Source organism: Aestuariimicrobium ganziense (assembly GCF_015352975.1).
In the GTDB taxonomy this organism is placed as follows: domain Bacteria; phylum Actinomycetota; class Actinomycetes; order Propionibacteriales; family Propionibacteriaceae; genus Aestuariimicrobium; species Aestuariimicrobium ganziense.
The window spans coordinates 23,631-50,258 of sequence record NZ_JACYIZ010000006.1 but is presented as its reverse complement, the minus strand read 5'-3'; the positions used below and the strand labels follow the sequence as shown (position 1 = coordinate 50,258).

The following is a 26,628-nucleotide window of genomic DNA, read 5'->3' as shown; positions in this document are numbered from 1 at the left end:
CACCTCGGTGGACTCGGGCAGTGCACCCACCATCACCGTCAGTGGCTGCGGCGACGCCACGCGCTACGCCGGAGCCGTCGTCCAGGTCGTCGGCCCCCAGGGCCGCACTGACGGTGGATCCCACCCACTGGGCGGCAGGTGACGTCGTCACTCTGTCCGCCGAGGGCTTCACCCCCGGCGAGACGATCTCGCTGACCATGTACGACCACAGCACCGGCACGGTTGTCTGGTCGGCCGACGCCGTCGCCACCGCCAACGCCGACGGCACCTTCACCCACGACATCGTCCTGAAGTCGGACGTGCCGCTGGGCGACTACCTGCTGGTCGCCACCGGCGACGACTCGGGCAAGGAGCGCTTCCTGAGGTTCTACTGGGGCAGCCCTGACCCTGACCAGTCCGACCCGACCGTGGTGAGCGACGGCGGGGGAGGGGGTCTGCCCTCGACCGGCAACTGAGGTAGCGTCGCTCAGGTGATCGTCCCAACCCAGGCCGACCCTCGCCCCCGCCGCACGGTGTGGACGAGGGTCGTCCTTATGGTCGTCGCGCTGCTCGTGGCGGCGATGGTGGCCGAGTCGTTGGTGCTCTCGTCACGACCGCAACGCGTCGAGGTCGCCCTGCCCGACGCCGATGGTGCGCCCACTTGGCTGATCGTGGGGCTGGACGACCGGGCCGAGGCGGCCGACCCCGACAACGGTGACTTCGGCACGGGCCCTGACAAGCCCATCGGCGCCCGCACCGACGTGATCGTGCTGGTCAGGCCCGGAAGAACAGCACTGTCGGTCTCGCGCGACATCGTCGTGCTGCAGCAGGACGGACGCCCCCAACGCCTGGGCAACCTCTGGCTGCGCTCCCCCCAGGCGCTGGTGGACGGCCTGTGCACCGGTCTGCAGGTGCCGGTCACCCACCTGGTGGCCATCGACATGCGCGGTTTCCAGACGCTGGTCGACACCCTGGGTGGCATCGAGGTCACCCTGCCCGAGGCGATGCGTGATCGCCGCACCGGACTGTCGATCGAGGCCGGCAGCCACACCATCGACGGACGCACCGCGCTGGCGCTCGTCCGCTCGCGGCAGGGCGAGGTGCTGCGCAACGGCCGGTGGGTGCCCGAGGGCACCGGAGAGGCCGGACGAGAAGCACGCGCGGCCACGGTGATGGCTGACGTGGTCGCCAAGGCCAAGGCGCGCGGGACTCGCAACCCGGCGCTCGCCCACACCCTGGCCTGGCGGGTGCTGCCCGATGTCACCCTCGACGCCGATACCCCACTGGCCGAACTGGCCAGCCTGCGCAACCTGCCCGCATTCACCTCGCTGCCTGTCGAGCGCACCCCCAACTCGAACCTGGCCGCACTCACCGACCAGAGCCGCCAGACCCTGACCGAGCTGGGCTGGACCTCCGGTTGCACCGTGCGGCGGTGAGCGGCGGCGTCGTCCGCTGGGGTGGGCTGTTTTGACCCTCCACGCCGTACCACGTAATCTTGAACCCTGTGCTCGGTGTTGCACGAGCATCTGTGCGTGCCCTGGCGTGGCGCCCGCCACCTGACGTTGCAAGGTCAAGGTGGGGCCAGTGCGGAGTTCGCACGGCAGTCTGAGCAGATTCCCACGGGTGACGGTGGCCGGGTGGGGTCTGCGGGGCTGCAAGCCAGGGATCACCCGTCAAGACAACGAAAGAGATACCAGCAGGTGCCTACAATCCAGCAGCTGGTCCGCAAGGGCCGCGCCGACAAGGTCAGCAAGAACAAGACCGCCGCGCTCAAGGGCTCGCCCCAGCGCCGCGGAGTGTGCACGCGTGTGTACACCACCACCCCCAAGAAGCCGAACTCGGCGCTGCGCAAGGTCGCCCGTGTGCGCCTGAGCTCGGGCGTCGAGGTCACCGCCTACATCCCCGGCGTCGGCCACAACCTGCAGGAGCACTCGATGGTGCTCGTTCGCGGTGGTCGTGTGCGTGACCTGCCGGGTGTGCGCTACAAGATCGTCCGCGGTGCGCTCGACACCCAGGGTGTCAAGAACCGCAAGCAGGCCCGCAGCCGTTACGGCGCGAAGAAGGAGAAGTAATGCCTCGCAAGGGACCGGCGCCGAAGCGCCCGGTGATGGTCGATCCCGTCTACGGGTCGCCGGTGGTGTCGCAGTTGGTGAGCAAGATCCTGCTCGACGGCAAGAAGACCGTCGCCCAGGACATCGTCTACACCGCCCTCGAGGGCACCCGCGCCAAGACCGGGGTCGACCCGGTGCAGACGCTGAAGCGTGCGCTCGACAACATCAAGCCCAGCCTCGAGGTGAAGAGCCGCCGAGTCGGTGGCGCCACCTACCAGGTGCCGGTCGAGGTCAAGCCCGCCCGCGCCACCACGCTGTCGATGCGTTGGCTGGTCAGCTTCTCTCGCGCCCGTCGTGAGAAGACCATGGCCGAGCGCCTGATGAACGAGATTCTCGACGCCTCCAACGGTCTGGGCGCTTCGGTGAAGCGTCGCGAGGACACCCACAAGATGGCTGAGGCCAACCGCGCCTTCGCCCACTACCGCTGGTGAGGTGATGCCCCTTCGCTCCGGCGGAGGGGCACGCCCATGCTCGGGGCCCTACGGCCCCGAGTCAGCGCCGCCCAGCAGGCGCACTGCACGACCCTGACGAGCCCCCGCAGACACGAAATTGAGGACGAGCGTGGCACGCACCACCGACCTGAGCAAGGTCCGCAACTTCGGCATCATGGCGCACATCGATGCCGGCAAGACCACCACCACCGAGCGCATCCTGTTCTACACCGGCATCAACTACAAGATCGGTGAGGTGCACGACGGCGCCGCCACGATGGACTGGATGGAGCAGGAGCAGGAGCGTGGCATCACGATCACCTCTGCTGCCACCACCGCCTTCTGGCACGGCTACCACCTGAACATCATCGACACCCCCGGGCACGTCGACTTCACCGTCGAGGTGGAGCGCAACCTGCGCGTGCTCGACGGTGCGGTCGCGGTGTTCGACGGTGTGGCCGGTGTCGAGCCGCAGTCTCAGACCGTGTGGCGCCAGGCCGACAAGTACCGCGTGCCCCGCATCTGCTACATCAACAAGCTCGACCGCACCGGTGCCTCGTTCGACCACTGCGTCAAGACCATCCGTGAGCGCCTCAACGCGACCCCGCTGATCATCCAGCTGCCGATCGGCGCCGAGGCCAACTTCATCGGCGTCGTCGACATCGTCGGCATGCGCGCGCTGACCTGGCGCGGCGAGACCAAGGTGGGCGAGGACTACGAGGTCGAACAGATCCCGGCCGAGCTCGCCGAGAAGGCGGCCGAGACCCGCGAGGAGCTGGTCCACGCGCTCGCCGACCTCGACGACGACTTCGCCGAGATCTACCTCGAGAAGGAGGACTCGGGCGAGGAGATCACCGTCGAGGAGCTCAAGGCCGCGATCCGTCGCGTCGTGCTGGCCAGCAAGGCCAACGCCGTGGTCTGTGGCACCTCGTTCAAGAACAAGGGCGTGCAGCCCCTGCTCGACGCGGTGGTCGACTACCTGCCGGCCCCCACCGACATCCCCGCCATCGACGGCTACAAGCCCGGTGACGAGTCGGTGAAGCTCGAGCGGCACCCCTCCAACGAGGACCCCTTGTCGCTGCTGGCCTTCAAGATCGCGGCTGACCCGCACCTGGGCAAGCTGACCTTCGTCCGCGTGTACTCGGGCGTGCTGCAGTCGGGCACCCAGGTGCTCAACGCCACCAAGGGCAAGCGCGAGCGGATCGGCAAGATCTACCAGATGCACGCCAACAAGCGTGAAGAGGTTGCCGAGATGGGCGCGGGCATGATCTGCGCGGTGATGGGCCTGAAGGACACCACCACCGGTGAGACCCTGTGCGACCCAGCCAACCCGATCATCCTCGAGTCGATGGAGTTCCCCAACCCCGTCATCGAGCAGGCGATCGAGCCGAAGACCAAGTCCGACCAGGAGAAGCTGGGCACCGCGATCCAGCGTCTGGCCGAGGAGGACCCGACCTTCAAGGTGCACACCGACGACGAGACCGGGCAGACCATCATCGCCGGCATGGGCGAGTTGCACCTCGAGATCCTGATCGACCGCATGAAGCGCGAGTTCAAGGTCGAGGCCAACATCGGCAAGCCCCAGGTGGCCTACCGTGAGACCCTGCGTCGTCCGGTGCACAAGGTGGAGTACACCCACAAGAAGCAGTCGGGTGGTTCGGGTCAGTACGGCCGCGTCATCATCGACCTGGAGCCGAGCGAGCCGGGTGCGGGCTACGAGTTCGTCAATGCCGTCACCGGCGGCCGCATCCCCCGCGAGTACATCCCCGCGGTGGACGCCGGCATCAAGGAGTCGCTGCAGTTCGGTGTGCTGGCCGGATACCCGGTCGAGGACATCAAGGTGACCCTGGTCGACGGTGCCTACCACGACGTCGACTCCTCGGAGCTCGCCTTCAAGATTGCTGGCTCGATGGCCTTCAAGGAGGCCGCCCGCAAGGCCGATCCGGCCCTGCTCGAGCCGATGATGGCCGTCGAGGTCACCACCCCCGAGGAGTTCCTCGGCACGGTGATCGGCGACATCAACTCCCGCCGTGGCCACGTGCAGGGCATGGAGGAGCAGCACGGCAACCAGCTCGTGCGCGCCCTCGTGCCGCTGTCGGAGATGTTCGGCTACGTCGGTGACCTGCGGTCGAAGACCTCGGGCCAGGCGTCGTACTCGATGGAGTTCCACTCCTACGCCGAGACCCCCAAGAGCGTCTCGGACGAGATCGTCGCCAAGACCCGCGGCTCGATCGACTGAGGCCCTGCACGGGCGGTACTCGTTTGACTATGGTCCGCCCGTGCACAAGACTTGGGTGGGTTCGCCGCGTGTTCGCACGCCGCGCGCACACTCATGACAGACCAGACTTCGCGGGTCGTCCATCCGCGAGATGCAAACCACAGCGCCGCCAGCCGCGGCGCGTCCATCAGAAGGAGCCCCAGTGGCAAAGGCCAAGTTCGAGCGGACCAAGCCGCACTGCAACATCGGCACCATCGGACACATCGACCACGGCAAGACCACTCTGACCGCGGCGATCACCAAGGTGCTGCACGACAAGTACCCGGAGCTGAACGCTGTGTCGGCCTTCGACCAGATCGACAAGGCTCCTGAGGAGCGCCAGCGTGGCATCACGATCTCGATCGCGCACGTCGAGTACCAGACCGAGGCGCGCCACTACGCGCACGTCGACTGCCCCGGTCACGCTGACTACGTGAAGAACATGATCACCGGTGCGGCCCAGATGGACGGCGCCATCCTCGTGGTGGCCGCCACCGACGGCCCGATGCCTCAGACCCGCGAGCACGTGCTGCTCGCCCGCCAGGTCGGCGTGCCGGCGATCGTGGTCGCGCTGAACAAGTGCGACATGGTCGACGACGAGGAGCTCATCGAGCTCGTCGAGATGGAGGTCCGCGAGCTGCTGTCGAGCCAGGAGTTCGACGGCGACGACTGCCCGGTCGTCCGCGTGGCAGCCTTCCCGGCCCTCAACGGTGACGCCAAGTGGGGCGACTCGATCGCCGAGCTCATGGACGCCGTGGACTCCTACATCCCGCAGCCGGAGCGCGACACCGACAAGCCGTTCCTGATGCCGGTGGAGGACGTCTTCACCATCACCGGTCGTGGCACCGTCATCACCGGCCGCATCGAGCGCGGCATCGTCAAGACTGGCGAGACCGTCGACATCATCGGCATCCGTGAGGCCAAGCAGTCCTCGACCGTCACCGGTGTGGAGATGTTCCGCAAGATCCTCGACGAGGGTCGCGCTGGTGAGAACGTCGGCCTGCTGCTCCGTGGCACCAAGAAGGAGGACGTGGAGCGTGGCATGGTCGTCATCAAGCCGGGTTCGACCACCCCGCACACCGACTTCGAGGCCAACGTCTACGTGCTGACCAAGGAGGAGGGTGGCCGTCACAAGCCGTTCTTCTCGAACTACTCGCCGCAGTTCTACTTCCGCACCACCGACGTGACCGGTGTGGTTCAGCTGCCCGAGGGCACCGAGATGGTCATGCCTGGTGACAACACCGACATGACGGTTCACCTCAACAAGCCGATCGCCATGGAGGACGGGCTCAAGTTCGCCATCCGTGAGGGTGGCCGCACCGTCGGCGCCGGTCGTGTGACCAAGATCCTCAAGTGATCTGACCCAGCCCCTGGCTGGACAGCCCTGAGCTGAACGAGGGCCCCGTACCCCTGGTGGGTGCGGGGCCCTCGTCCATTTGGCGGGAGCGGGCTTCCGTCCACTTGGTGGGGGCGGCGGGGCGTCCGTGGTGCTGCCCATCCTCCTGTCCGTCACCTGTCGTCCACCCACCCCGACGATCACCCACCNCTTCCGTCCACTTGGTGGGGGCGGCGGGGCGTCCGTGGTGCTGCCCATCCTCCTGTCCGTCACCTGTCGTCCACCCACCCCGACGATCACCCACCCGCGTCGACGGGTAGCTCGGTGCTCGACGGGCATGGTGTGCAGTGCCGGTCGGCGTCCTGGATGAGCGTCGGGGGGACGAACCTGCCCGTCGCCACACGCGCAGGGCTGCTCGTTCCTGAGCTCCGTCGTCTTGCTCCGGGTGTTTGGCTCGTGGGGTGTGGCGACGATGGCGCTCTCCTCGACGACGATCACGTCCTCGCGTCGACGGGTAGCTCGGTGCTCGACGGGCATGGTGTGCAGTGCCCGTCGGCGTCCTAAGTGAGCGTCGGAGGACGAACCTGTTGTTCGAGACCAGCGATGTGTCGTGTAGGCGCGCTGATGCGGCAGAGGGCTCAGGCAGCGTGCGCACCGTGGGAGGCAAACTCACCTCAGCCAGACACTCGGCCGGTACTGGGCCCGCGCCGCTGCGACCTTCTTGCGTACGATCTTGGGTGAAGCCAGATCGCTCCACAGGATGCGGACGACGATGTACCCGGCACGCCGGAGGGCGTCCTCGCGGACCTTCTCCAGCAACAGGTTCTTGTGCACATCGTCAGGGGACACCCCGTACTTCGCCAGCCCGTCGACCTCGATGATGATCGGCTCGTCCTTGAGCATGAAGTCGACTCTGTAGCGCTTGCCTTCCGCGGGGATCACGACCTGGGGTGTGACGACCAGTCCCAGCAGCCGAGCGGTGTGGGCGAATCTTGTCTCAGCCACGCTCTCGTGGCGCGCGTCCAGTAAGGGACGATGGCTTCGGACCGCAGCGAGGCCCCGTCCTCCGGATCGAGCTTCGATGGCTCCGTCGATCTCGTCGAGGGTGGTGAGGCCATCTCGAAGCGCCTCATCGCCAGCAATCAGGAAGTCGAGTGGCGCTCGTCGGGCCATCACCTGCCCGAGGCCGACCAGAGCATCGGCGACGCTCACGCAGGGAACCCCCGACTGCTGGCTGATCGTCTCCGGGCCCGCTTGGTGCACCGTCAGGCCGAGCCGTGCGCGGGACTGGTTGTCGTCGACACGGACGAGGTGGACACGGTCGAGCGGTGTCGACCACAACGGCAGTCCGTGGAGCACCACCGCAGAGATGTGGCTGGCAGCGACTCGCGGGCTCATCTGTTGGATGAGGGCGATCGTCCGCAGCCGGTGCTCCCTGCGGAGCGCTTCGTACTGGGTCTCCTTGGGGGGTGGTGTGGTCCATGCCCCACGGGAGACTGGGACGAGTAGTCCTTGACGCTCCCACGCACGCAGGATGGCCGGTGGCAGCCCGACGGCTCTCGCCCGGGACGACTGCAGGATGTCGTTGTCCAGCAACTCTTGGATCAGCACGCCTTCACTGTGGGCGTCTGATGGCCCAAAGTGTCGCTCTCCACAGGACGAGCCTCGACATCGGCCAGTTGTCCACAGGTGCGCCACAGTCGTCCTAGGTGGACGATGCATGCGCTGGAGACCTGCTGCGACGGGCACCACCACAAGTCGGCGGGCACCTGGGTACCCCACGGGCATGGCACGCAGTACCCGTCGATGACCATGGTGGCCGTCGGCATGGAGAGGTGGCCGTCGCAGGGACGACGCAGGGACCCTTCTGGTGGGGGAGGGGCGGCAACCCGAGCGACGTGACCCCGGGGTCAGCAGGCGTGTACGCCGGGGTCAGCAGACGTGGGCGCGGGCCTCGTCCACCAACGTGCGGACGACCCGTACCCGGGCTGCCAGTGAGGACGAGGTGTCCGTCCGGTCGTGGGAACCAGATCCCGCCTCTGGGAACCCGGACATCGCAGCCGACGCTCGCTCGCCCCAGCCTCGGGGCGCCCCGGGCAGGCGCTCCACACCGGGCACCAGGCCCTTCTCGTTGGTCACCCAGACGCCAGCGGCGGCGTGCAGCGCGTGCGCGCAGATCATCAGCGCATGCGACAGGCACAGCATCACGAAGGTCGCATCACCCCTCGAGACACCCTTGGCCACGATCCCCAGGTCGAAGTCGGCCTCCCACAACCGTCCGACCATCTGCTCGCGCAGCGCCTCGGGGTACACCAGACAAGCCTCCCGCCGCCGCCCGAGTTCACCGGAGGGGTCGGCCAGCACCACCGACAGCGCCAGTTCGCCGCAGTAGGCCGCGTCCCAGAACCCGAACGGGTGTCCCGGCTGCGTGTGGAACGCGCTTCGTCCCTCACACGCCCGGCCCCACGCCTCGTCCACGCGCCGCAGGTCACGCACGATCCAGTCGACCGGCACCTCGTCCACGGTCAGCCAGCCACCATGGTCGACCCACGGCCCCCACGAGCCCGACGGCCCGATCTCGACCGGCGTCGAACTCCACCGCGCCGCGACCGCGTTCAGCCCTGCCAGATCCAGCCCGCCGCCGTGGTGCACCCCGAGGTCGACGTCCGACCCGGCGACGGCATCCCCCCGGGCTCGGCTTCCACCCAGGCTGACCCCGACCACGCCGGGCACGCCGACCAGGTCGTCGGCCATCGCCTGCAGTCGCGCCTCGTCCACGGGCCCCAGCCTCACACGTCCAGCAGCAACGCGACCGGCAACTCGTCCAACACCTGCGCCACGTAGACCCGGCCCGAGAACTCCCGCCCGGTCAGCACGTCGACGCAGGGCCGTGGCAGCAGCACCGAGGTGTCGCCCCAGCCTCCGCGGGCCGCCAGGCCCACCGGCAGCCTGGTCGCCAGCGTCACCGCCCCACCCCGGTCGAAGCCGAACAGGTGGTCCGAGGCCGACCCGGCGGCCAGCAGCGGTGTGTACGCGGTGAACGCCTGCGGACGATTGCGGCGCGCGGTCAACGCCTGGTGCACCAGCCACTGCTTGGCCGCCCCGGTCTCGTCCACCGCCGGCGCGCCGTCCTCGACCGCCGTGCCAGGCCACGGCATCGCGTCCCACGCGACCGGACGCCGGTTGTCGGGATCGACCAGCGAGTCCTCCCAGACCTCGGTGCCGCGGTAGACGTCGGGCACCCCCGGCATGGTCAGCTGCACCAGCTTCTGGGTCAGGCTGTTCGACCGAGCGGGTCCTTCGACGAGCCCCAGCAGGGTCTGCCAGGCCTCGTGCAGCACCGGGTGGTCGTGGGCGATGTCGACCGCATCGAGCACGCTGCGCTCGAACACCTCGTCCGAATCGGTCCAGGTGGTCTCCTCCGACGCCTCGCGCATCGCCTTGACCAGGTACTCCTTGATCCGCTCACGCACGCCAGCGTTGTCGAGCCCCAGACCGACACCGACCAGGGTCTGCGCCACGAACCGCGAGAAGCGAGGATTGCTGATCCTGGTGTGGGCGTCGAAGACCTCGCGGAACGCCGGCCACGCCTCGGGCAGCTCGGTGAGCACCGCCAGCCGGGCCCGCACGTCCTCACCGCGCTTGGTGTCGTGGGTCGACAGCGCCGTCATCGAGCCGGGCAGCAACCGCTGGCGACGTTCCAGGGCGTGGTGGGCCTGGGCGAGTGTGCAGCCCAGCTCACCGGGGTGCCCGCCGACCTCGTTGAGGCCGACCTGGCGGGTGTAGCGGTACCAGGCGGTGTCCTCAACGCCCTTGGCCATCACCGCACCGCTGAGCTGCTCGAACCGCTTGGCAGCCGGCTGGTTGGCGTCGATCAACGTGGGCTCGAGCTCGTCCACGGTCAGCGCCAGGTCGGGACGCTCGTCTCGCAGACGGGCGATCGCCCTGGCCAGGGTGCCGGCGTTGTCGGGCAGGTACGACCGGTAGACCGGCACGCGTGCCGCCAGTTCGCGCAGGGTGTCGGCGGCGTCCTCGACGTCGGCGGGGACGACCGGCAGCTCGCGCAGGATCCGGTTCACCTCGGCCGAGAACATCGTCTGCGCCACGAACCGCTTGCCCTCGAGCACGTGCTCGGCCACGGATCGTTCGTCCCCGGTCGACTCGACGTACTCGGCGGTCATCCACGCGTCGGCGCTCGGGTCACCCAGCAGCAGGTTGACCTCGGCCATCGCGTCGTAGCCGGTGGTGCCGTCGATGGGCCAGTGGGGCAGCGGCTCGTCGGTCTCAAGGATCTTCTCGCCCAGCAGCCAGACGTCGGGGCCGACCGCCTCACGCAGCCGGGTGAAGTAGCCGCGGGGGTCGACCAAGCCGTCGGGGTGGTCGACCCGCAGCCCCTCGATGCCGTCCTCGTGCACCCAGCGCAGCACCCGCTCGTGGGTGGCGGCGAACACGTCCTCGTCCTCGACCCGTAGCCCGGCCAGGGTCTCGACGGCGAAGAAGCGACGATGGGTCAGCCGTGACCCGCCAGTCCAGGGCACCAGCCGGTAGACCTGCCGTTGGGCCACCACCGCGACCGGGGCACCGTCGTCCGCCGTGCCCGGGGCGATCGGCAGCCGGTCGTCGTAGAACCGCAACTCGGTGCGGTCGTCGTTGAGTTCCAGCCCGTCGAGCGAGCCGTCGGCCGGCAGGAACGGCAGCATCAACGCCGGACGCTCCCAGTCGATGTCGAACCAGTGCGCGTAGGGGGAGTGGCGGCCCTCACGCAGCACTGACCACCAAGCCTCGTTCTCCCACGGCTTCGAGATGCCCATGTGGTTGGGGACGATGTCGACCACGATCTTCAGCCCGGCCTCGCGCGCAGCCTGGACGAAGCGTCGCCAGCCTTCCTCGCCGCCGCGCTGCGGGTCGACCTGGCGCCAGTCGGTCCAGTCGTAGCCGTGGTCGGAGCCCGTCGTCGAGGTCAGCAGCGGCGACAGGTAGACCGCATCGGCGCCCAGGGCAGCGATCCGGGCGCAGTGGTCGGCAGCCTCGTCCAGGGTGAAATCGGGCGAGATCTGCAGGCGGTACGTCGAGGTGGGGATGGTCACGCCTCCTGACCCTATCGACTGCTGCCCCTACCCTTGAACTCGTGAGCATGCCTCCCCCTCCGGCCACACCCCCGGCCGACGCCCAGGCGACACCCCCGCCACACGTTCTCGACCCCGCACCCGCCGACCGCCCAGCGCGCTCGACGGTGCTGCTCAGCAAGGTGCTGGACGACCTGATCCCGATTCCGGGCACCAAGCAGAGCATCGGTGCCGACGCCATCGCCGCGTTCGTCCCCGGCTTCGGCAACGCCGCCGGCACCGCCATGTCTGGCGTGGTGATCGCCGACGCCATCAGGCTGCGGGTACCGCTTCCGATCCTGGGCCGGATGCTGTTCAACATTGGCATCGACGCCGCCGTCGGCTACGTGCCCGTGATCGGACCGGTGCTCGACGCCGCCTGGCGGGCCAACCGGCGCAACATGAAGCTTCTCGAACGCACCCTGATGGACGAGCAGAAGACCGCCCAGTCGTCGGTGGTCTACCTCGTGGTGGCGGTCACCCTGAGCGTCACCGTGCTGCTGGCGCTGCTGGCCTCGGCGGTGTTCGCGATCTGGGCCGTCGTCCAGTTGCTCAACGGGATCGCCTACTGATGCCGGTCGGGCTCACCACCGTCTGGGGCGAGAACCTCGACCCCGACGCGGTGCTGCCCGAGTACCCGCGCCCGATGCTCGAGCGCGACGAATGGCTCAGCCTCAACGGCCCCTGGGACCACGCCGTGCGCCCCGACACCGGAACCACGACGCCGCCCGAGCGCTGGGACGAACCTCTGCTGGTCCCGTTCGCGATCGAGACCGCCGCATCGGGGGTGCAACGGGCGCTGCGCCCGGACGAGGTGCTGTACGTGAGTCGACAGATCGTCGTGCCGCCGGTATGGCGCGGACGACGGGTCGTGCTGCATGCCGAGGCGGTCGACCACGACTGCACCGTGCTGGTCAACGGGGTCGAGGTCGGACGCCATCGCGGCGGCTACCTGCCGTTCAGCGTCGAGTTGCCGCGTGGGGACGCCGATGTGGTCGACGTCTGCCTGGCGGTACGCGACCCCAGCGACGCCGGGCTGCAGCAGCGGGGCAAGCAGTCACTGCACCCCGACTCGATCTGGTACACCGCCACCTCAGGTCCGTGGCAGTCGATCTGGCTGGAGCCACTGCCCGAAGCCGCCATCACGCGGGTGGTGGCCACCACCGACGACCTGCGCAGCCTGGAGGTGCTGGTCGAGGCCGAGCGCCCCGGGACGGTCAGGGTCGCGGTCGACCTGCCCGACGGTCCGCTGGTCGTCGACGGCCGCACCGACCAGCCGATCTCCATCCCGCTGGCAGACCCACACCCCTGGACCCCCGACGACCCGCACCTGTACCGGCTCACCGTCACCACTGAGCATGACCGGGTGACCACCTGGGCCGGTCTTCGCACCATCGCCATAGGACCGATCCCCGGTGCCGTGGACGGCCAACGCCACGCGATCCTGCTCAACGGCCGGCCGATCCTGCTCAACACCCCGCTGTGGCAGGGCTACTGGCCAGAGTCGGGCATGACCGCCCCGGCCGACGCCGCCCTCGTCCACGACCTCGAGACCATGAAGGCGATGGGCTTCAACGGCGTGCGGGTGCACGTCAAGGTCGAGTCGCGTCGCTTCTACCATCACGCCGACCGGCTGGGGCTGCTGGTTGTCCAGGACGCCGTCAGCGGCGGACGACCGATGACCGGGCTCACCGCCTCGGGCGTCGTGCAGGCCCTCGACCTGACCATGGACGACCGCTCGGCGCTGGCCATGCGCCTGGCCGGACGAACCGACGCCGCCACCCGGCAGGAGTTCACCGACGAACTGTGCGCCATGGTGACCCACCTGGCGCCGCACCCGTCGATCGTGATGTGGGTGCCGTTCAACGAGTCGTGGGGCCAGTTCGACGCCCGCGGCGCCGCCCGGCTGGTGCGCCGGCTCGACCCGACCCGGCTGGTCGACCACGCATCGGGCTGGTTCGACCAGGGTGACCCGGAGTTCCGCTCCCGGCACCGCTACGTGCTCAAGCTCCGCCGACCACCGCGGCGCGACCGTCGTCCATTCTCGCTGTCGGAGTTCGGCGGGCTCAACCTCGCCGTACCCGGCCACCTGTGGGACGAGCAGCGCCGCTTCGGCTACCGCTTCTTCGACGACGCCGACGGGTTGGCCGAGGCCTTCACCCGGCTCTACCGCGAGCAGTTGGTGCCGCTGGTCGCCCACGGGCTGCGGGCCGCCACGTACACCCAGGTCAGCGACGTCGAGATCGAGACCAACGGGCTGCTCACCTACGACCGGGCGGTCACCAAGCTGCCGGTCGACCTGGTCGCCCGACTCAACCGCGAACTCGACGACGCCCTGGCTGCGCTGGGACGCCGATGACCACGCCCGCTGGTCCGACCACCCGGACCAGGCTGCCCGGACGCACCTGGCTGGTGGTCGTCCTGCTCGGCCTGTCGGGCCAGATCGCCTGGAACGTCGAGAACAGCTGGCTCAACACGTTCGTCTTCGACGAGATCACCCCCGACCCGCGCCCGATCGCGGTGATGGTCGCGGTCTCGGCGATCGTTGCCACGGTCACCACCTTGGTGATGGGCAACGCCTCCGACCGGTTGGGACGACGCAAGCCGTTCATCCTGGTCGGCTACATCGCCTGGGCGCTCACCACTGCCGCGTTCCCGGTGGCCAGTTGGACCGACGCGGTCGCGGTCGGGGTGTTCCTGGTGATCGCGCTCGATGCGCTGATGACCTTCTTCGGGTCGAGCGCCAACGACGCCACGTTCAACGCCTGGGTCACCGATGTCACCGGACCGGGCAACCGCGGCCGGGTCGAGGGCGTGCTGCAGGTGATGCCGGTGCTCGCCACCGCCATCGGCATGGGCCTCTCGGGTCTGATGATCGAACGCTTCGGCTACGCCACCTTCTTCGGGCTGCTGGGCGGACTGGTGCTGCTGATGGGCCTGGTCGGCGGGCTGATGCTGCGCGAGTCACCGCACCTGGCCCCGGCTCCTGGTGGAGCCGGACTGCGCGAGGTGGTGGGGCGCATCCTGTCGTCCGAAGAGCGACGCGAACGCCGGCAGTTGTACCTGGTCTTCGCCGCGATGGCCATCTTCGGGATCGCGGTGCAGGTCACCTTTCCCTATGAGCTGATCTACCTCGAACGCCACGCCGGGGTGTCGAAGGCCACCGCCGGGGTGATCGCCGCCATGGTCGCGCCGGTGCTGTTGCTGTTGGCGCTGCCGGTGGGCTGGCTCACCGACCGAGGCCACGGCCGCGCGGTGCTGCTGGTCGGCTACCCGGTGGCAGCGGTGGGCACGGTGCTGTTCGCCAGCACCACCAGCATCGTCTGGCTGGCGGTGTTCGCGATGGTGAAGTCGGTGGGCTTCCTGATGGCGGTGGTGCTGATGGCTTGGCACCGCAACCTGCTGCCGACCGATGCCCGCGGCGCCTACCAGGGCGTGCGGATGGTGTTCACGGTCCTGCTGCCGATGACCATCGGACCGGCGCTGGGCGCGACCGTCACCGGGCTGTTCGGGGCCTCGGTGGTGGTCGGGCAGAACGTCGGGACCGCTCCGCCGCCCTCGATCTACTGGTGGAGCGCGGCGGTCATGCTGGTCACCCTGGTGCCGGTGTTGCTGCTCAGGCCTTCTGCTGTCGCCGCTGGATCGCAGCCCACTCGTCCTTGAGCCCCACCGTGCGGTGGAACAGCCCCGGCTGGTCGGGGTCGGCCGCGAAGTAGCCCAGGCGCTCGAACTGGACGACCTGACCGCCCTCGACGTCGGCCAGCGAGGCCTCGCCCAAGCACCCGGTGAGCAGCTCTCGCGAGTTCGGGTTGAGGTCGTCCAGCGACTCGCCGGTGGCCTCACCCGGCACCTCGGCGGCAAAAAGCCGGTCGTACAGGGCGGCGGTCAGCGGGGTGCTGTGCGGCACTGACACCCAGTGCATGGTCGACTTCACCTTGCGTCCGTCGGGGGCGTCGCCACCACGGGTCTCGGGATCGTAGGTGGCCAGCACCTCGACCACGTTGCCGTCGTCGTCGGTGACCACGTCGGTGGCGGTGACCAGGTAGGCGCCACGCAGGCGCACCTCTCGTCCCACCGAGAGCCGGAAGAACTTCGGCGGCGGATCCAGGGCGAAGTCCTCGCTCTCGATCACCAGGTTGCCGGTGAAGGCTACCCGGCGGGTGCCGTCGTCGGGGTTCTCGGGGTTGTTGGTCAGGTCGAACCACTCCACCACCGGGGTGCCGTCGTCGTTGGTGGGCCAGTTGGTCAGCGTCAGCTTGATCGGACGAAGCACCGCCATCCGGCGCTGGGCGACCGCATTCAACTGGCGACGCACCACGGCTTCGAGCGACTCGATGGCGTGGCGGGCGTTGGTGCGGGCGGTGCCGATCTCGACGCAGAAGGTGGTGATCGCACTCGGCGGGTAACCGCGGCGACGCAGCCCGGCCAGGGTCGGCATCCGCGGGTCGTCCCACCCGTCGACGACGCCCTCGGCGACCATCTTCTTCAGCCGCCGCTTCGAGGTGACGGTGTGGGTGAACTCCAGGCGCGCGAACTCGATCTGCTGCGGCTGCTCGTAGGGCAACGGCAGGTTGTCGAGGCACCAGTCGTAGAGCGGACGGTGCGAGTCGAACTCCAGCGTGCAGATCGAGTGGGTGACGCCTTCGATGGCATCGGACTGACCGTGCGCCCAGTCATAGGTGGGATAGATCACCCAGGCGTCGTGGGTGCGGTGGTGGTGGCCGTGGCGGATCCGGTAGAGCACCGGGTCGCGCAGCCACATGTTGTCGGACTGCATGTCGATCTTGGCGCGCAGGCACATCGCGCCCTCGTCGAACTCACCAGCCCGCATCCGGGCGAACAGGTCGAGCGACTCGGCGACAGGACGATCGCGGTAGGGGCTCTCGATGCCCGGCCTGCCGTAGCCGCCGCGCTGCGCCGAGATGGTGTCGCCGTCCTGCTCATCGACGTAGGCCAGGTTGTTGCTGATCAGGTGGAGGGCCCAGTCGTAGAGCTGCTCGAAGTAGTCCGAGGCGTAGAACACGTTCGCGGGGTGGAAGCCCAGCCACTCGATGTCGGCCAGGATCGACTCGACGAACTCGACCTCTTCGGTGTCGGGGTTGGTGTCGTCGAAGCGCACGTTGCAGATGCCACCGAACGATTCGGCGGTGACGAAGTCCTGGGTGATCGCCTTGGCGTGGCCGATGTGCAGGTAGCCGTTGGGCTCGGGTGGGAACCGGGTCTGGACCCGTCCGCCGAAGGTTCCCTGCTCGATGTCGCGCTGCACGCGCTCGCGGATGAAGTCGGAAGCGGCCGGCCTCTCGGTGGCGGCCGGCTTGGCGCCTGCGCTCGGCTTCGCGCCGGCGCTCGGCTTCGCGCCGGCGCTCGGCGTCGCGCCGGCGCTCGGCGTCTCGGGGGAACCTGCGGTCATGGCGGCGACTCTATCGAACGGGGACGATCCCACCGCTCCCGGTAGGCTGGTGCCCCGTGAGCCAGCAGCAGGAGCCCTCGTCCACCAGTCCCGCCACCTCGGCGCCCCCCGCGTCGGCACCCACACCCTCATCTGGGCCGGCGCGCACCCGGGTGGCCCCGTCGCCCACCGGCGACCCGCACGTGGGCACCGCCTACCAGGCGTTGTTCGACCTGGCCTGGGCCCGCCGCACTGGCGGACAATTCATCGTCCGCATCGAGGACACCGACCGCGCCCGTCTGGTCGATGGGTCGCAGCAGCAGATCGAGGACTCGCTGGCCTGGCTGGGGCTCGTCCCGGACGAGGCGCCGTGGCTGGGTGGGCCGCATGCGCCGTACCGGCAGTCGGAGCGGCTCGAGACCTATCGTCCGGTGGTCGACCGACTGATCGCGGACGGGCATGCCTACCACTGCTGGTGCACCCCTGAGCGGCTGGCCGAGATGCGCGCCGAGCAGGAGGCGTCGAAGGCCGAGGTCACCGGCTATGACCGGCTGTGCCACGGCAAGACCGCCGAGCAGCGCGCCGAGCTGCCCGGGTTCCAGCCCAACCCGGTGGTGCGGATGCTCGTCCCCGACGACGTGCCGCTGACCTTCACCGACCTGATCGGAGGGGAACTGTCGGCGCCGCGTCCCGACGACCAGGTGATCTTCAAGGCCGACGGCTTCCCGACCTACCACCTGGCCGTGGTGGTCGACGACCACCTGATGGGCATCACCCACATGGTGCGCGGCCAGGAGTGGATCAGCTCGACCCCGAAGCAGGTGCTGCTGTACCAGTGGCTGGGTTGGCAGGTGCCGCAGTTCGCGCACACCCCGCTGATCCGCAACACCGACCGCTCCAAGCTGGGCAAGCGCAAGAGCCCCTGGGCCAAGCTGGTCTGGTTCCGTGAGCAGGGCTACCTGCCCGAGGCGCTGCTGAACTTCCTCATGCTGCTCGGGTACCCGCCGGTCAACCAGGGTACCGAGGTGCAGACGTTGGACGAGTTCATCGCCGCCTTCGACTGGTCGCGGATCAACCCCGCGGGCGCGATCTTCGACATCAAGAAGCTGGACTGGCTCAATGGGCACTACCTGCGGGCGCTGACTTCGGAGGAGTTGGCTGAGCGAATCGTGGCGCACCACGTCGAGACCGGTGGCGAGGCGTTGTCTCAGCGCGACCAGGCGACGCTGGTGAAGGCCGTGCCGCTGGTGCAGGAACGGATGGTGCTGCTGGGCGATGCCCTGCCCAAGCTCGGCTTCCTGTTCAGCGAGGGCGTCGAGGTCGAGGACGAGGCACGGGCATCGCTGGGGGAGGACGCCGGTGCGGTGCTGGACGCCGCTGTCGGTGCCCTCGAGGCGCTGCCCGAGTGGTCGACTGCCGAGATCGAGGCGGCGCTGCGCGCCGCGCTCGTGGATGGACTGGGGATCAAGCCGAAGTTCGCCTTCGGGCCCGTGCGGGTGGCGATCACCGGTTCGCGGGTGTCGCCACCGCTGTTCGAGTCGATGGAGTTGCTGGGCCGTGAGGCCTCGCTGGAGCGGCTGAAGGCCCTGCGCGGCAGCCTCTGAGCGTTCGCCGGTCCGCAGGACGAGTTGGAGTTCCGCCGTGCTCAACGCCATGCAGCGGCCGGCGGGGAGCGAGCGCCGGAATCCCCTTCATCCCGCGCCCCGGCTTCGTCCGATTGGCGGATCGCCGCGGGTACTCACGGAGTGATCCGCCACTCGGGGGGCATGCCTCACCGGTTCGTGGCGAGAAACAGCGGGTCATCGCGTCGTTTGTCGCCACGAATCGCCAGAGGCGGCACCGCACTCCCGAGCCGCCAGCGGTTCGCGGCGTGAAACGTGTGGTCTCTGCGCCATTTCCCGCCACGAATCGTGGGAGCCCCAGGCGCTGATCAGAACCTGCGCGGGTCGTTCTCGGGACGATCGGTGAGCGGGTTCACCTCGTCCTCAGGCGACGACCGGGTGAACCGCTCAGCCAGGTGCACCACCACCACGAACGCCGCCAGCGCCAACGCCCACCAGGCGTGGCCGGTCAGGGCAAGGCCGAGGACTGCCGCGGCGTAGACCACCAGCTTGGTTGCCAGTGAGACCGCTGGCGACGCGGTGGCCCGGGGTGAGGCCAGCTTGCCCCACGCGACCAGCACCAGCAGGACGACGACCGCGGCGATGGCCGCCGCCGTCCAGTCGCTCCCGGCGATCCGATACACGGCGTAGCCGATCGCTGCCCAGGCGAAAAGCTCGGCGAGCATCACGAACAACAAGCCCATGGCCCGCAGCGGTTGCAGTGTCGGACGAGTGCGATCCATGCCCTCCACTGTGCCCTGTTCACACCCTCAGGTCAGTTGGGCGTCACGAATCGCCCAGACATCGCCCGGGCGTGGCGCCTTCTGCCTACGGTGGTGCCACCCACGATCACCACGCTCACCACAGGGAGAAGCGATGCTCAACGCCGAGCAGATGGCCGACTACGAGCGCGACGGCTTCGTCCTCGTCAAGGGAGTGCTCACCCCCGAGGAAGCCGCCGCACTGCGCCAGGAGGCGCACGACGTGCTGGCCAGGATCAACGACACCTCCGACCCCACGTGGGGCTCGGCCCGGGAGGCCGCCGGCGGACGCCAGACCCGCCTGCAGCACTGCCACGACACCCAGTTCCACTCCGCAGCGTTCAGCCGGCTGCTGGTCGACCGACGCTGGACCGAGGTCGCCGGTCAGACCATCGGCACCCCGAACGTGCAGTTGCACCACACCAAGCTGTTCGTGAAGCCGCCCGAGAACGGCTCCCCGTTCCCGATGCACCAGGACCACCCGTTCTTCCCGCACACCCACCACCGGATGGGCGCGGTGATCTTCTTCCTCGACGGCGCCAGTGAAGAGAAGGGCTGCCTGCGGGTCGTTCCCGGCTCGTACAAGCAGGGTCCGCAGGAGCACCTCGAAGAAGGCAGCTACCACCTCAGCGCCGAGACCTGGCCACCCGAGCAGGCCGTCCCGGTGCCCTGCGAGCCGGGTGATGCGATCTTCTTCAGCTACCTGACCGTGCACTCCTCGGGGGTGAACACCTCGTCCGAGGCCCGCACCACCTGGCTGATCCAGTACCGCGACCCGGCCGACCCGCCGCTGACCGACCAGCACACCCACTCGCTGGGGCAGGGCATGATCCTGGCCGGCATCGACCCCACCGGACGCAAGCACGCCGCCGCCGGCGACGCCACGGGCGGTCCAGCGATGGGCGGTCCGGCGATGGGTGTGATGGGGACGATGGGCGGCTGAGTCCAGCCATCACTTCGGGACGAGCCGCCCGCACAGCTCAGGGACGAAGCGACTTCAGCGTGCCTCCGGCACCGGGTTGCTGCACCTGGGCCAGGTAGAGCTCGGCACAACTGAGGGCATCGCTGAGCGCGTTGTGGGCGGCGTGTCTGGGCAGGTTGTACTGGTCGCAGGCCCCCCACAGCCGCAGCGCGCCCCGAGGCGGGTCGGTGTCACGCTCCCGGCTCAGCAGTCGGTACTGCAACTGCATGGTGTCGACCACCTCGAACAGCGGTTCTGCCCCCCACAGCCGACGACAGGCGGCCGACAGGAACCCGACCTCGACATCGGCGTGATGGGCCAGCAGGACGCGGCCGGCCAGCGCGGCCAGCGTCGTCGTGACCGCCTCCTGCTCCGAGCGACCTTGTCCGAGCGCGTCGTCGGTCAGGCCGTGGATGGTTGCCGAGTCACCGACCGAGCCCTCCTGGTCCTGACGGATCACCACGTGCCGGGCCGACCCGACCACCACCTCGTCCCCGTCGACCTCGACGAAACCGACCGACAACAGCCGGTCGCTGGCCGGGTCGAGACCGGTGGTTTCGAGGTCGATGGCGAGCAGTCGCAGGTCAGCCACGGGTGTCTCCGGTGCCGGAACCGCGGCGAGGACGAAGTCGCGCAACGGACCGGGGGAGAGCTTGCCGGCCAGCCGCTCACGCTTGGCCGCCGCTGAGAACCACCACGCCATGTCAGCTCGCCGCTTCAGTTCATCAGGTGGGTCTGGTAGCGCTGGGCGAGTGCCTTCTGGGCGGCCGAGACCACCCCGAAGGCCTCCTTGAGGTGGCGCTGCTCGAACCCGGTGAGCAGGTCAGGACGGACGTGGTTGTCAGGCCCCTCACCTGCGCGCACCTGCGCCGCCTGGTGGGTGAGCCGTACGTGGCTGAGGAATTCGAAGGCCTCGACCAGTTCTTCGGCACCCTCCTGGCTGAGGCCGCCGACGTGGGCGACGGCCACGAGCCGGTCGGTGGTGCCGACCTCGACCACACCGTTGGCCAGGGCGTGTACGCGGGCGAGTTCGATCACCCCGTGCAGGCCGCCGGCCTTGATGTCGAAGGTGTCGGCGTGCTCGCCGCCCTTCTCGAGCACGAAGCCCTTGAAGAAGCCCAGCGGTGGGGTGCGCTCGACCGCCATCGCCGCCATGTGGCCGAGGAAGCGCTGGTTGCCCGCGGCTTGGGTGACCACGGCTTGGCGCAGGTCGTCCAACAACGAGGTCTCGCCGTGCACCACGCGCATGTCGAAGAAGATCTGGGCGTGCAGCACCTGTTCCGACCCCGGCTGCTGGATCCACTGGCTGAACTGGCGCCGCCACTGGGCCAGGCTCACTCGCCAGCGCGGGTTGGTGGCCATGGCGTCGCCGGCGCAGCGGGGCTGTCCGCAGGCCTCGAGTCCGTCGACCACCCGCGCGGCCAGTTCGGCGAACCAGCCGTCGTCGTCGGTGGTGTCGGCGGTGATGATCGCGTGGTCCTGGTCGGAGGCCAGTCCCTGCTCGTGGCGGGCCTGTGAGCCCATCGCCACCCAGCACCACGGCTGTGGCGCAGGCCCGATCTCGGCCTCGACCAGCGCGATCAGCTTGCGGGTCAGCGAATCGGCCAGGGTCGACAGCAGCCTGGTGATCTCGTCGGCGCTGACGTGCTGGTCGGAGTAGGTGGCGACCACGCCGGGGATCCGGCGTGCGACTTCGGCCACCCCGGCGACCGTGGTCTGCCGGTTGATCTGGCTGGTCAGGCTGATCGGGTGCGAGCGCTCCAGTCGCATCACGTCACCGGAACTGACCAGGCCGATCGGACGACCGTCGGCCACCACGGGCAGGTGGTGGAAGTTGCGGCCGGTCATCTCGAGCAGCACCTCGAAGGCCCGGGTGTGCGGGGTGGTGGTGACCGGGTCGGCGGTCATGATCGTGCGCACCGGGGCCGAGGTGTCGGCGCCTGCGGCCACCACCTTCGAGCGCAGGTCGCGGTCGGTGACGATCCCCTCGAGGTGACCGTCGTCGTCGACCAACAGCAATGCTGAGACCCGGTGTTCGGACATGGTCGCCGCGGCCTGCTGAATGCTGACCTCGGACGACGCGGTGACCGGGGCACGGCCCAGGATCGACTCCACGGTGCGCGACAGCGAAGGCTCGCGGCCCATCGAGATGCCGCCGCGGGACAGGTTGTGCCGGTTGGCGCCCTGCAGACGTTTCTGCGCAGTGGACGTGTAGTGGGCAGCGAACGTGGCGTCGTCCTCGGCGACCTGGCGAACCACGTCGCCGGGGAAGACCACGACCAGGGTGTCCTCGATCGCGGTGACGGTCACAGCAGAGGCGGTCTGCGCCAGCAGCGACGAGGTGCCGAACGACCCGCCAGGCTCGACCCGTTCGACCAGCACTCCATCCGCGCCGTTCAGGTCAACCCCACCCGAACGCACCACGTGCAGGGAGTTGTTGGGTTCGCCGTGGCGGTAGAGCACCGTGCCGCGACGGTGGTAGCGGATGCGTGACTGCTGGACGAGGCGGTTCAGCAGGGGGCCGGGCAGGTCGGCGAACGGGGCGTGTCGGCGCAGGAAATCGGCCACCTCGACCAGTTCGACGTCCATCTGTGGCTCCTTCGCTCACCGTGAGTGTGCCACGGGTGCCCGGAAGGCGGGAGCTGCTGATTCATGTCCTGACATATGTGGAAGGATGACCGGCATGACCGAGGTACGACCGCTCGACCAGCGCATCGCCGGGGCCCCGATCAGTTGGGGTGTGTGTGAGGTTCCCGGATGGGGATTCCAGCTCGGCGCCGACACCGTGCTCACGCAGATGCGTGAGGTGGGGATCGCGGCCACCGAATACGGCCCCGATGGGTTCCTGCCCGATGACCCGACGGCCAAGGCCGACCTGCTGGCCCGCTACGAACTGCAGGCCGTGGGGCAGTTCGTCCCGGTCGTGCTGCACGACCCGAGCGTCGACCCGATGCCCACCGTGCAGGAGGCGATGACCGGCCTGATCGCGACGAACGCGATGGTCGTGGTGATCGCCGCCGCGACCGGCGTCGACGGGTACGACGATCGTCCCGTGCTCGACGACGAGGGCTGGGCCACGCTGCTCGGCCACCTGGACGAGATCACCGACGCCGCTGCGGCCCGGGGCCTGACCGCCACCGTCCACCCGCACGTCGGGACGATGATCGAGACCGGTGACGAGGTCGCCCGGGTGCTCGCCGGGTCGCGCATCAAGCTGTGCCTCGACACCGGCCACCTGCTGATCGGTGGGGGAGACCCCGCGGCGGTCGTCCGTGACCACGCCGACCGGATCGGCCACATGCACCTCAAGGACGTGCGCGTCGACCTGGCCGCCAAGGTCGGATCGGGTGAGCTCAGCTACACCGACGCGGTGCGCGAGGGCATCTACGTGCCGCTGGGGCAGGGAGATGTCGACATCGCCGGCATCATCGGCCGGCTCGAGCAGGCCGGCTACGACGGCTGGTACGTGATGGAGCAGGACACGATCCTGGCCGCGGCGCCGGACGAGGGCGGCGCTGACCCGCTGGACGACATCCGCTCGTCCATCGACTTCTTGCTGGCTTCGGCCAAGGCCTGAGAGGACGACCATGCTGCGCTTCGGACTGTTCGGCGCCGGCCGGATCGGGCAGGTGCACGCCGAGACCCTGTCGACCCATCCGGGCACCCGGTTGGTCGCGGTGCACGACCCGGTGCCCGAGGGCGCTGCCGCCTTGGCCGGACGCACCGGCGCCCGGGTCGCTGCCGACGCCGACGAGATCATCGGTGACCCCGAGATCGACGCGGTGCTGATCGGCTCGCCGACCCCGACCCACGTCGACCTGATCACCGCTGCGGTCAGGGCGGGCAAGAAGGTGCTCTGCGAGAAGCCGATCGACCTGTCGCTGGCTCGCGTCGACGAGTGCTGGCACGAGATCTCGCCGCTCGACCCGACCGTGATGATCGGCTTCAACCGGCGCTTCGACCCCTCGTTCGCGGCCGTCAAGCAGCGGGTCGACCGGGGCGACATCGGCGACCTGGAGCAGTTGGTGATCACCTCGCGTGACCCCGCGCCCGCGCCGGCGGAGTACATCAAGGTGTCGGGTGGGATCTTTCGCGACATGACCATCCACGACTTCGACCTCGCCCGGCACTTCCTGGGCGACGTGGTCGAGGTGACGGTGTTCGCGGCGAACCGGGTCGAGCCCTACATCGCTGAGGCTGGCGACGTCGACTCGGCCACGGTGGTGCTCAAGAGCGCCAACGGGACGATCGCGACCATCATCAACAGCCGCCGCTGCGCCTTCGGCTACGACCAGCGGCTCGAGGCCTTCGGCTCGAAGGGCATGCTGCAGGCCGGCAACCAGACCGCGACCACGGTGACCTGGTCGTCGGCGGCCGGCACGGCGCAGGCCGACCCTGCGCTGGACTTCTTCCTGCAGCGCTACATGCCTGCCTACCGGGCCGAGCTTGACCACTTCGTCAGTGCTGTCGAGCAGGGGGTGGCGCCGTCGCCCGACTTCACCGACGGACGCGAGGCGCTCGCCCTGGCCGAGGCCGCGAACGAGTCACTGCGGACCGGCTGCGTCGTCAAGTTCTGAAGGCCGCCACCCTCATCGCTGGCTGGTCGAGTGGCTCGCGGGGGACGAGCGAGCGTGTCCGAGGCATGCGAGCCGTCGTCGCGGCGGCTGCGTGGAGGTCCTTCGCGGCTACCCGCGGGCGCGAGCCCGTGGGCGGGCACCTGTGTGGGGGACGCCGCTTCCGGACGCTCCCCGCACCCCCGCTCGCCCTCGACCTGCGGACAGCCCCTCACAGGTAGTGGCGCTGGCCCTGCTTCTGGTGCTCGTACTCGACGCGTGCGGTCTGGGTGCTCTCCAGGGTCGAGACCTCGGCGACCGGCACCTCCCACCAGGCCGACCCCGGCGGATTCGGACCCATCAGGTCGGTGTGGATGTGCAACACCACCGGGCCGGACGAGGCCGCAGCTGTGACGTAGTTGGCCCGGAACTGCTCGATGCCGTCGCAGCGCAGCACCTCCAGCCCCCACGAGGCGGCGTTGGCGGCCAGATCGAACGGAATCACATCGCCGTCCAGCCGGCCGGTCTCGCCACCGGAACGCATCCGATAGCGAGTCCCGAACCGCTGCGAGCCGCGCGACTCCGACAGTGCCCCGATCGAGGCGAAGCCACCGTTGTCGAGCAGGACGATGATCACCCGCAGCCCCTCCTGGACGATCGTCGCCAGTTCCATCGGAGCCATCTGGTAGGTGCCGTCGCCGACGATGGCGACCACCTGCACGTCGTCGTCCACCGCGAACCGGGCACCGATCGCCGCCGGGATCTCATAGCCCATGCACGAGTAGGCGTACTCCACGTGGTACTGCTCGGGCGTCGAGGCCCGCCACAGTGCCTGCAGGTCGCCCGGCATCGAGCCGGCGGCGTTGATCACCACGTCCCGAGGACCCATCAACTCGTTCAGCGCACCGAACACCTCGGTCTGGGCCGGCAGGGGAGTGTGGTCGCGGTGGTAGCACTCGTCCACGTCGCGCTGCCACGCCTCGTCCAACTCAACCACGCGTGCCCGGTAGGCCTCGTCGGTCTGCCAGCCCGACAGTGCCTCGGTGAGCGAGGTCAGTGCCTCCCGGGCGTCTGCCTGCACCATGGTCGCGCCGTGCTTGGCGGCGTCGAGGCCCAAGGTGTTGACGTTGACGAAGCGCACGTTCGGGTCGGCGAACACGGTGTGGCTGGCGGTGGTGAAGTCGCTGTAGCGCGTGCCGACGCCGATCACCACGTCGGCCTCGCGGGCCAAGGTGTTGGCGGCGGTCGTCCCGGTCGAACCCACGCCTCCGACGGCGCTGGGGTGGTCCCAGTTGATCGCGCCCTTGCCGGCGGGGGTGTCGGCGACCGGGATGCCGGTGGCCGAGGCGAACGCCCGCAACTGCTCCGAGGCCTCGGAGTAGACCACGCCACCGCCGGCGACCAGCAGCGGACGCTCAGCCGAACGGATCACCTCAACCGCACGCGCCAGCGCCGCCGGTTCGGGCACCGGACGACCGATGTGCCAGGTGCGCTCGGCGAAGAAGGCCACCGGCCAGTCGTACGCCTCGGCCTGCACGTCCTGGGGCAGGGCGATGGTCACCGCGCCGGTGTCGGCGGGGTCGGTGAGCACGCGCATCGCGTTCATCAGCGAAGGGATCGCCTGCTCGGGTCGCAGGATCCGGTCGAAGAACCTCGACACCGGGCGGAAGCAGTCGGTGACTGCGGTGTCGAGAGTCTGCGGCGACTCCAACTGCTGCAGCACCGGGTCGGGAATTCGGCTGGCGAACTGGTCAGAGGGGAACAACAGCACCGGGATCCGGTTGGTGGTGGCCAGCGCCGCACCTGTGACCATGTTGGTCGCTCCCGGACCGATCGAGGTGGTCACCGCCATGGTCTGGGTGCGGTTGCGCTGCCGTGAGAAGGCCACCGCGGCGTGCACACCGCTCTGCTCGTTGCGCACCAGGTAGTAGGGCAGGTGTCCCTCGAGGCTGCCGTCTTTCTCGGCGGCCACCTGGTCCTCGAGCAGCGCCTGCCCGACGCCGCAGACGTTGCCGTGGCCGAAGATGCCGAACATGCCGGTCACCAGGCGCTGGCGCACCCCGTCGCGCTCGCTGTACTGGGCGGCCAGGAAACGGACGATGGCCTGTCCCACCGTCAACCTGATCGTGTCGCTCATCATGGTC

21 protein-coding genes are annotated in these 26,628 nt (G+C 69.1%); 13 read left to right on the top strand and 8 right to left on the bottom strand.

All coding sequences use genetic code 11. From position 1 onward, the window contains the following. Window positions 1–113: 113 nt before the first annotated feature. From IE660_RS12125 to tuf, 6 genes are all read left to right on the top strand, one after another. Complete coding sequence (locus IE660_RS12125; RefSeq protein WP_203568641.1) at window positions 114–455, top strand: hypothetical protein; 342 nt, start codon at window positions 114–116, stop codon at window positions 453–455. 15 nt (window positions 456–470) lie between these two features. After that, on the top strand, window positions 471–1,415 hold the full coding sequence (locus IE660_RS12120) for an LCP family protein (protein ID WP_203568640.1): 945 nt from the start codon (window positions 471–473) through the stop codon (window positions 1,413–1,415). 264 nt (window positions 1,416–1,679) lie between these two features. Further along, window positions 1,680–2,051, top strand: coding sequence for a 30S ribosomal protein S12 (gene rpsL / locus IE660_RS12115; protein ID WP_203568639.1), 372 nt, complete (start codon window positions 1,680–1,682; stop codon window positions 2,049–2,051). Next, window positions 2,051–2,521: a 30S ribosomal protein S7 gene (gene rpsG, locus IE660_RS12110; protein WP_203568638.1), complete on the top strand. Its 471-nt coding sequence runs from the start codon at window positions 2,051–2,053 to the stop codon at window positions 2,519–2,521. The genes rpsL and rpsG overlap by 1 nt, the downstream gene beginning before the upstream one ends. Before the next feature lie 130 nt (window positions 2,522–2,651). Continuing rightward, the gene (gene fusA / locus IE660_RS12105; protein ID WP_203568637.1) at window positions 2,652–4,760 is read left to right on the top strand and encodes an elongation factor G; all 2,109 of its coding nucleotides are present in this window, start codon (window positions 2,652–2,654) and stop codon (window positions 4,758–4,760) included. Between the two features lie 181 nt (window positions 4,761–4,941). Next, on the top strand, window positions 4,942–6,135 hold the full coding sequence (gene tuf, locus IE660_RS12100; protein ID WP_203568636.1) for an elongation factor Tu: 1,194 nt from the start codon (window positions 4,942–4,944) through the stop codon (window positions 6,133–6,135). 648 nt (window positions 6,136–6,783) lie between these two features. Here tuf and IE660_RS12095 read toward each other — a convergent pair. The 3 genes from IE660_RS12095 to treY all read right to left on the bottom strand — a co-directional run bounded on the left by IE660_RS12095 (window position 6,784) and on the right by treY (window position 11,201). Further along, window positions 6,784–7,725, bottom strand: a complete 942-nt coding sequence (locus IE660_RS12095) for a hypothetical protein (protein ID WP_203568635.1) — start codon at window positions 7,723–7,725, stop codon at window positions 6,784–6,786. Window positions 7,726–8,046: 321 nt separating this feature from the next. Further along, entirely contained in the window at window positions 8,047–8,892 is an 846-nt protein-coding gene (locus tag IE660_RS12090; RefSeq protein ID WP_203568634.1) for a nucleotidyltransferase domain-containing protein, read from the bottom strand. 11 nt (window positions 8,893–8,903) lie between these two features. Further along, window positions 8,904–11,201: a malto-oligosyltrehalose synthase gene (treY, locus tag IE660_RS12085; RefSeq protein WP_203568633.1), complete on the bottom strand. Its 2,298-nt coding sequence runs from the start codon at window positions 11,199–11,201 to the stop codon at window positions 8,904–8,906. 47 nt (window positions 11,202–11,248) lie between these two features. On the opposite strand from treY, the gene IE660_RS12080 reads away from it, so the two are divergent. From IE660_RS12080 to IE660_RS12070, 3 genes are read left to right on the top strand one after another with little or no spacing between them, the layout of a single operon-like run. After that, the gene (locus tag IE660_RS12080; RefSeq protein WP_235998040.1) at window positions 11,249–11,791 is read left to right on the top strand and encodes a DUF4112 domain-containing protein; all 543 of its coding nucleotides are present in this window, start codon (window positions 11,249–11,251) and stop codon (window positions 11,789–11,791) included. Continuing rightward, entirely contained in the window at window positions 11,791–13,578 is a 1,788-nt protein-coding gene (locus tag IE660_RS12075) for a glycoside hydrolase family 2 protein (protein ID WP_203568631.1), read from the top strand. Before IE660_RS12080 ends, IE660_RS12075 begins: the two co-directional genes overlap by 1 nt. Further along, window positions 13,575–14,882 (top strand): MFS transporter, encoded by a 1,308-nt coding sequence (locus IE660_RS12070; RefSeq protein WP_203568630.1) that lies wholly within the window; start codon window positions 13,575–13,577, stop codon window positions 14,880–14,882. The genes IE660_RS12075 and IE660_RS12070 overlap by 4 nt, the downstream gene beginning before the upstream one ends. On the opposite strand, the gene IE660_RS12065 is transcribed toward IE660_RS12070, so the two are convergent. Beyond that, window positions 14,836–16,629, bottom strand: coding sequence for a glutamine--tRNA ligase/YqeY domain fusion protein (locus IE660_RS12065; protein WP_203568629.1), 1,794 nt, complete (start codon window positions 16,627–16,629; stop codon window positions 14,836–14,838). The two genes, IE660_RS12070 and IE660_RS12065, sit on opposite strands and share 47 nt — an antisense overlap. A gap of 152 nt (window positions 16,630–16,781) precedes the next feature. Here IE660_RS12065 and gltX point away from each other — a divergent pair, with 152 nt between their 5' ends. Beyond that, a complete protein-coding gene (gene gltX / locus IE660_RS12060; protein ID WP_328701952.1) occupies window positions 16,782–18,212 on the top strand; it encodes a glutamate--tRNA ligase in 1,431 nt (476 codons plus the stop codon). Between the two features lie 326 nt (window positions 18,213–18,538). Here the strand turns inward: gltX and IE660_RS12055 are convergent, their stop codons facing one another. Next, window positions 18,539–18,952 (bottom strand): YrdB family protein, encoded by a 414-nt coding sequence (locus IE660_RS12055; protein WP_203568627.1) that lies wholly within the window; start codon window positions 18,950–18,952, stop codon window positions 18,539–18,541. 133 nt (window positions 18,953–19,085) lie between these two features. Between IE660_RS12055 and IE660_RS12050 the strand changes: the two genes are divergently transcribed. Continuing rightward, a complete protein-coding gene (locus IE660_RS12050; protein WP_203568626.1) occupies window positions 19,086–19,913 on the top strand; it encodes a phytanoyl-CoA dioxygenase family protein in 828 nt (275 codons plus the stop codon). Between the two features lie 37 nt (window positions 19,914–19,950). Here the strand turns inward: IE660_RS12050 and IE660_RS12045 are convergent, their stop codons facing one another. Together IE660_RS12045 and IE660_RS12040 are read right to left on the bottom strand one after the other, a co-directional pair. Beyond that, complete coding sequence (locus IE660_RS12045; RefSeq protein WP_203568625.1) at window positions 19,951–20,634, bottom strand: exonuclease domain-containing protein; 684 nt, start codon at window positions 20,632–20,634, stop codon at window positions 19,951–19,953. 14 nt (window positions 20,635–20,648) lie between these two features. Beyond that, window positions 20,649–22,520: a DUF294 nucleotidyltransferase-like domain-containing protein gene (locus tag IE660_RS12040; RefSeq protein ID WP_203568624.1), complete on the bottom strand. Its 1,872-nt coding sequence runs from the start codon at window positions 22,518–22,520 to the stop codon at window positions 20,649–20,651. 94 nt (window positions 22,521–22,614) lie between these two features. Here IE660_RS12040 and IE660_RS12035 point away from each other — a divergent pair, with 94 nt between their 5' ends. Continuing rightward, window positions 22,615–23,508, top strand: a complete 894-nt coding sequence (locus IE660_RS12035) for a TIM barrel protein (RefSeq protein ID WP_203568623.1) — start codon at window positions 22,615–22,617, stop codon at window positions 23,506–23,508. Window positions 23,509–23,518: 10 nt separating this feature from the next. After that, on the top strand, window positions 23,519–24,508 hold the full coding sequence (gene iolG / locus IE660_RS12030) for an inositol 2-dehydrogenase (protein WP_203568622.1): 990 nt from the start codon (window positions 23,519–23,521) through the stop codon (window positions 24,506–24,508). 208 nt (window positions 24,509–24,716) lie between these two features. Here the strand turns inward: iolG and iolD are convergent, their stop codons facing one another. After that, window positions 24,717–26,624, bottom strand: a complete 1,908-nt coding sequence (iolD, locus tag IE660_RS12025; RefSeq protein ID WP_203568621.1) for a 3D-(3,5/4)-trihydroxycyclohexane-1,2-dione acylhydrolase (decyclizing) — start codon at window positions 26,622–26,624, stop codon at window positions 24,717–24,719. Window positions 26,625–26,628 lie beyond the last annotated feature (4 nt).

Bases quoted from the DNA above. Each gene is read 5' to 3' on its own strand.
- IE660_RS12045 (WP_203568625.1), bottom strand. From the start codon at position 20,634: ATGGCGTGGTGGTTCTCAGCGGCGGCCAAGCGTGAGCGGCTGGCCGGC.
- IE660_RS12075 (WP_203568631.1), top strand. From the start codon at position 11,791: ATGCCGGTCGGGCTCACCACCGTCTGGGGCGAGAACCTCGACCCCGAC.
- rpsG (WP_203568638.1), top strand. From the start codon at position 2,051: ATGCCTCGCAAGGGACCGGCGCCGAAGCGCCCGGTGATGGTCGATCCC.
- IE660_RS12080 (WP_235998040.1), top strand. From the start codon at position 11,249: ATGCCTCCCCCTCCGGCCACACCCCCGGCCGACGCCCAGGCGACACCC.
- IE660_RS12055 (WP_203568627.1), bottom strand. From the start codon at position 18,952: ATGGATCGCACTCGTCCGACACTGCAACCGCTGCGGGCCATGGGCTTG.
- iolD (WP_203568621.1), bottom strand. From the start codon at position 26,624: ATGATGAGCGACACGATCAGGTTGACGGTGGGACAGGCCATCGTCCGT.
- iolG (WP_203568622.1), top strand. From the start codon at position 23,519: ATGCTGCGCTTCGGACTGTTCGGCGCCGGCCGGATCGGGCAGGTGCAC.
- IE660_RS12070 (WP_203568630.1), top strand. From the start codon at position 13,575: ATGACCACGCCCGCTGGTCCGACCACCCGGACCAGGCTGCCCGGACGC.
- IE660_RS12040 (WP_203568624.1), bottom strand. From the start codon at position 22,520: ATGGACGTCGAACTGGTCGAGGTGGCCGATTTCCTGCGCCGACACGCC.
- IE660_RS12065 (WP_203568629.1), bottom strand. From the start codon at position 16,629: ATGACCGCAGGTTCCCCCGAGACGCCGAGCGCCGGCGCGACGCCGAGC.
- IE660_RS12050 (WP_203568626.1), top strand. From the start codon at position 19,086: ATGCTCAACGCCGAGCAGATGGCCGACTACGAGCGCGACGGCTTCGTC.
- IE660_RS12035 (WP_203568623.1), top strand. From the start codon at position 22,615: ATGACCGAGGTACGACCGCTCGACCAGCGCATCGCCGGGGCCCCGATC.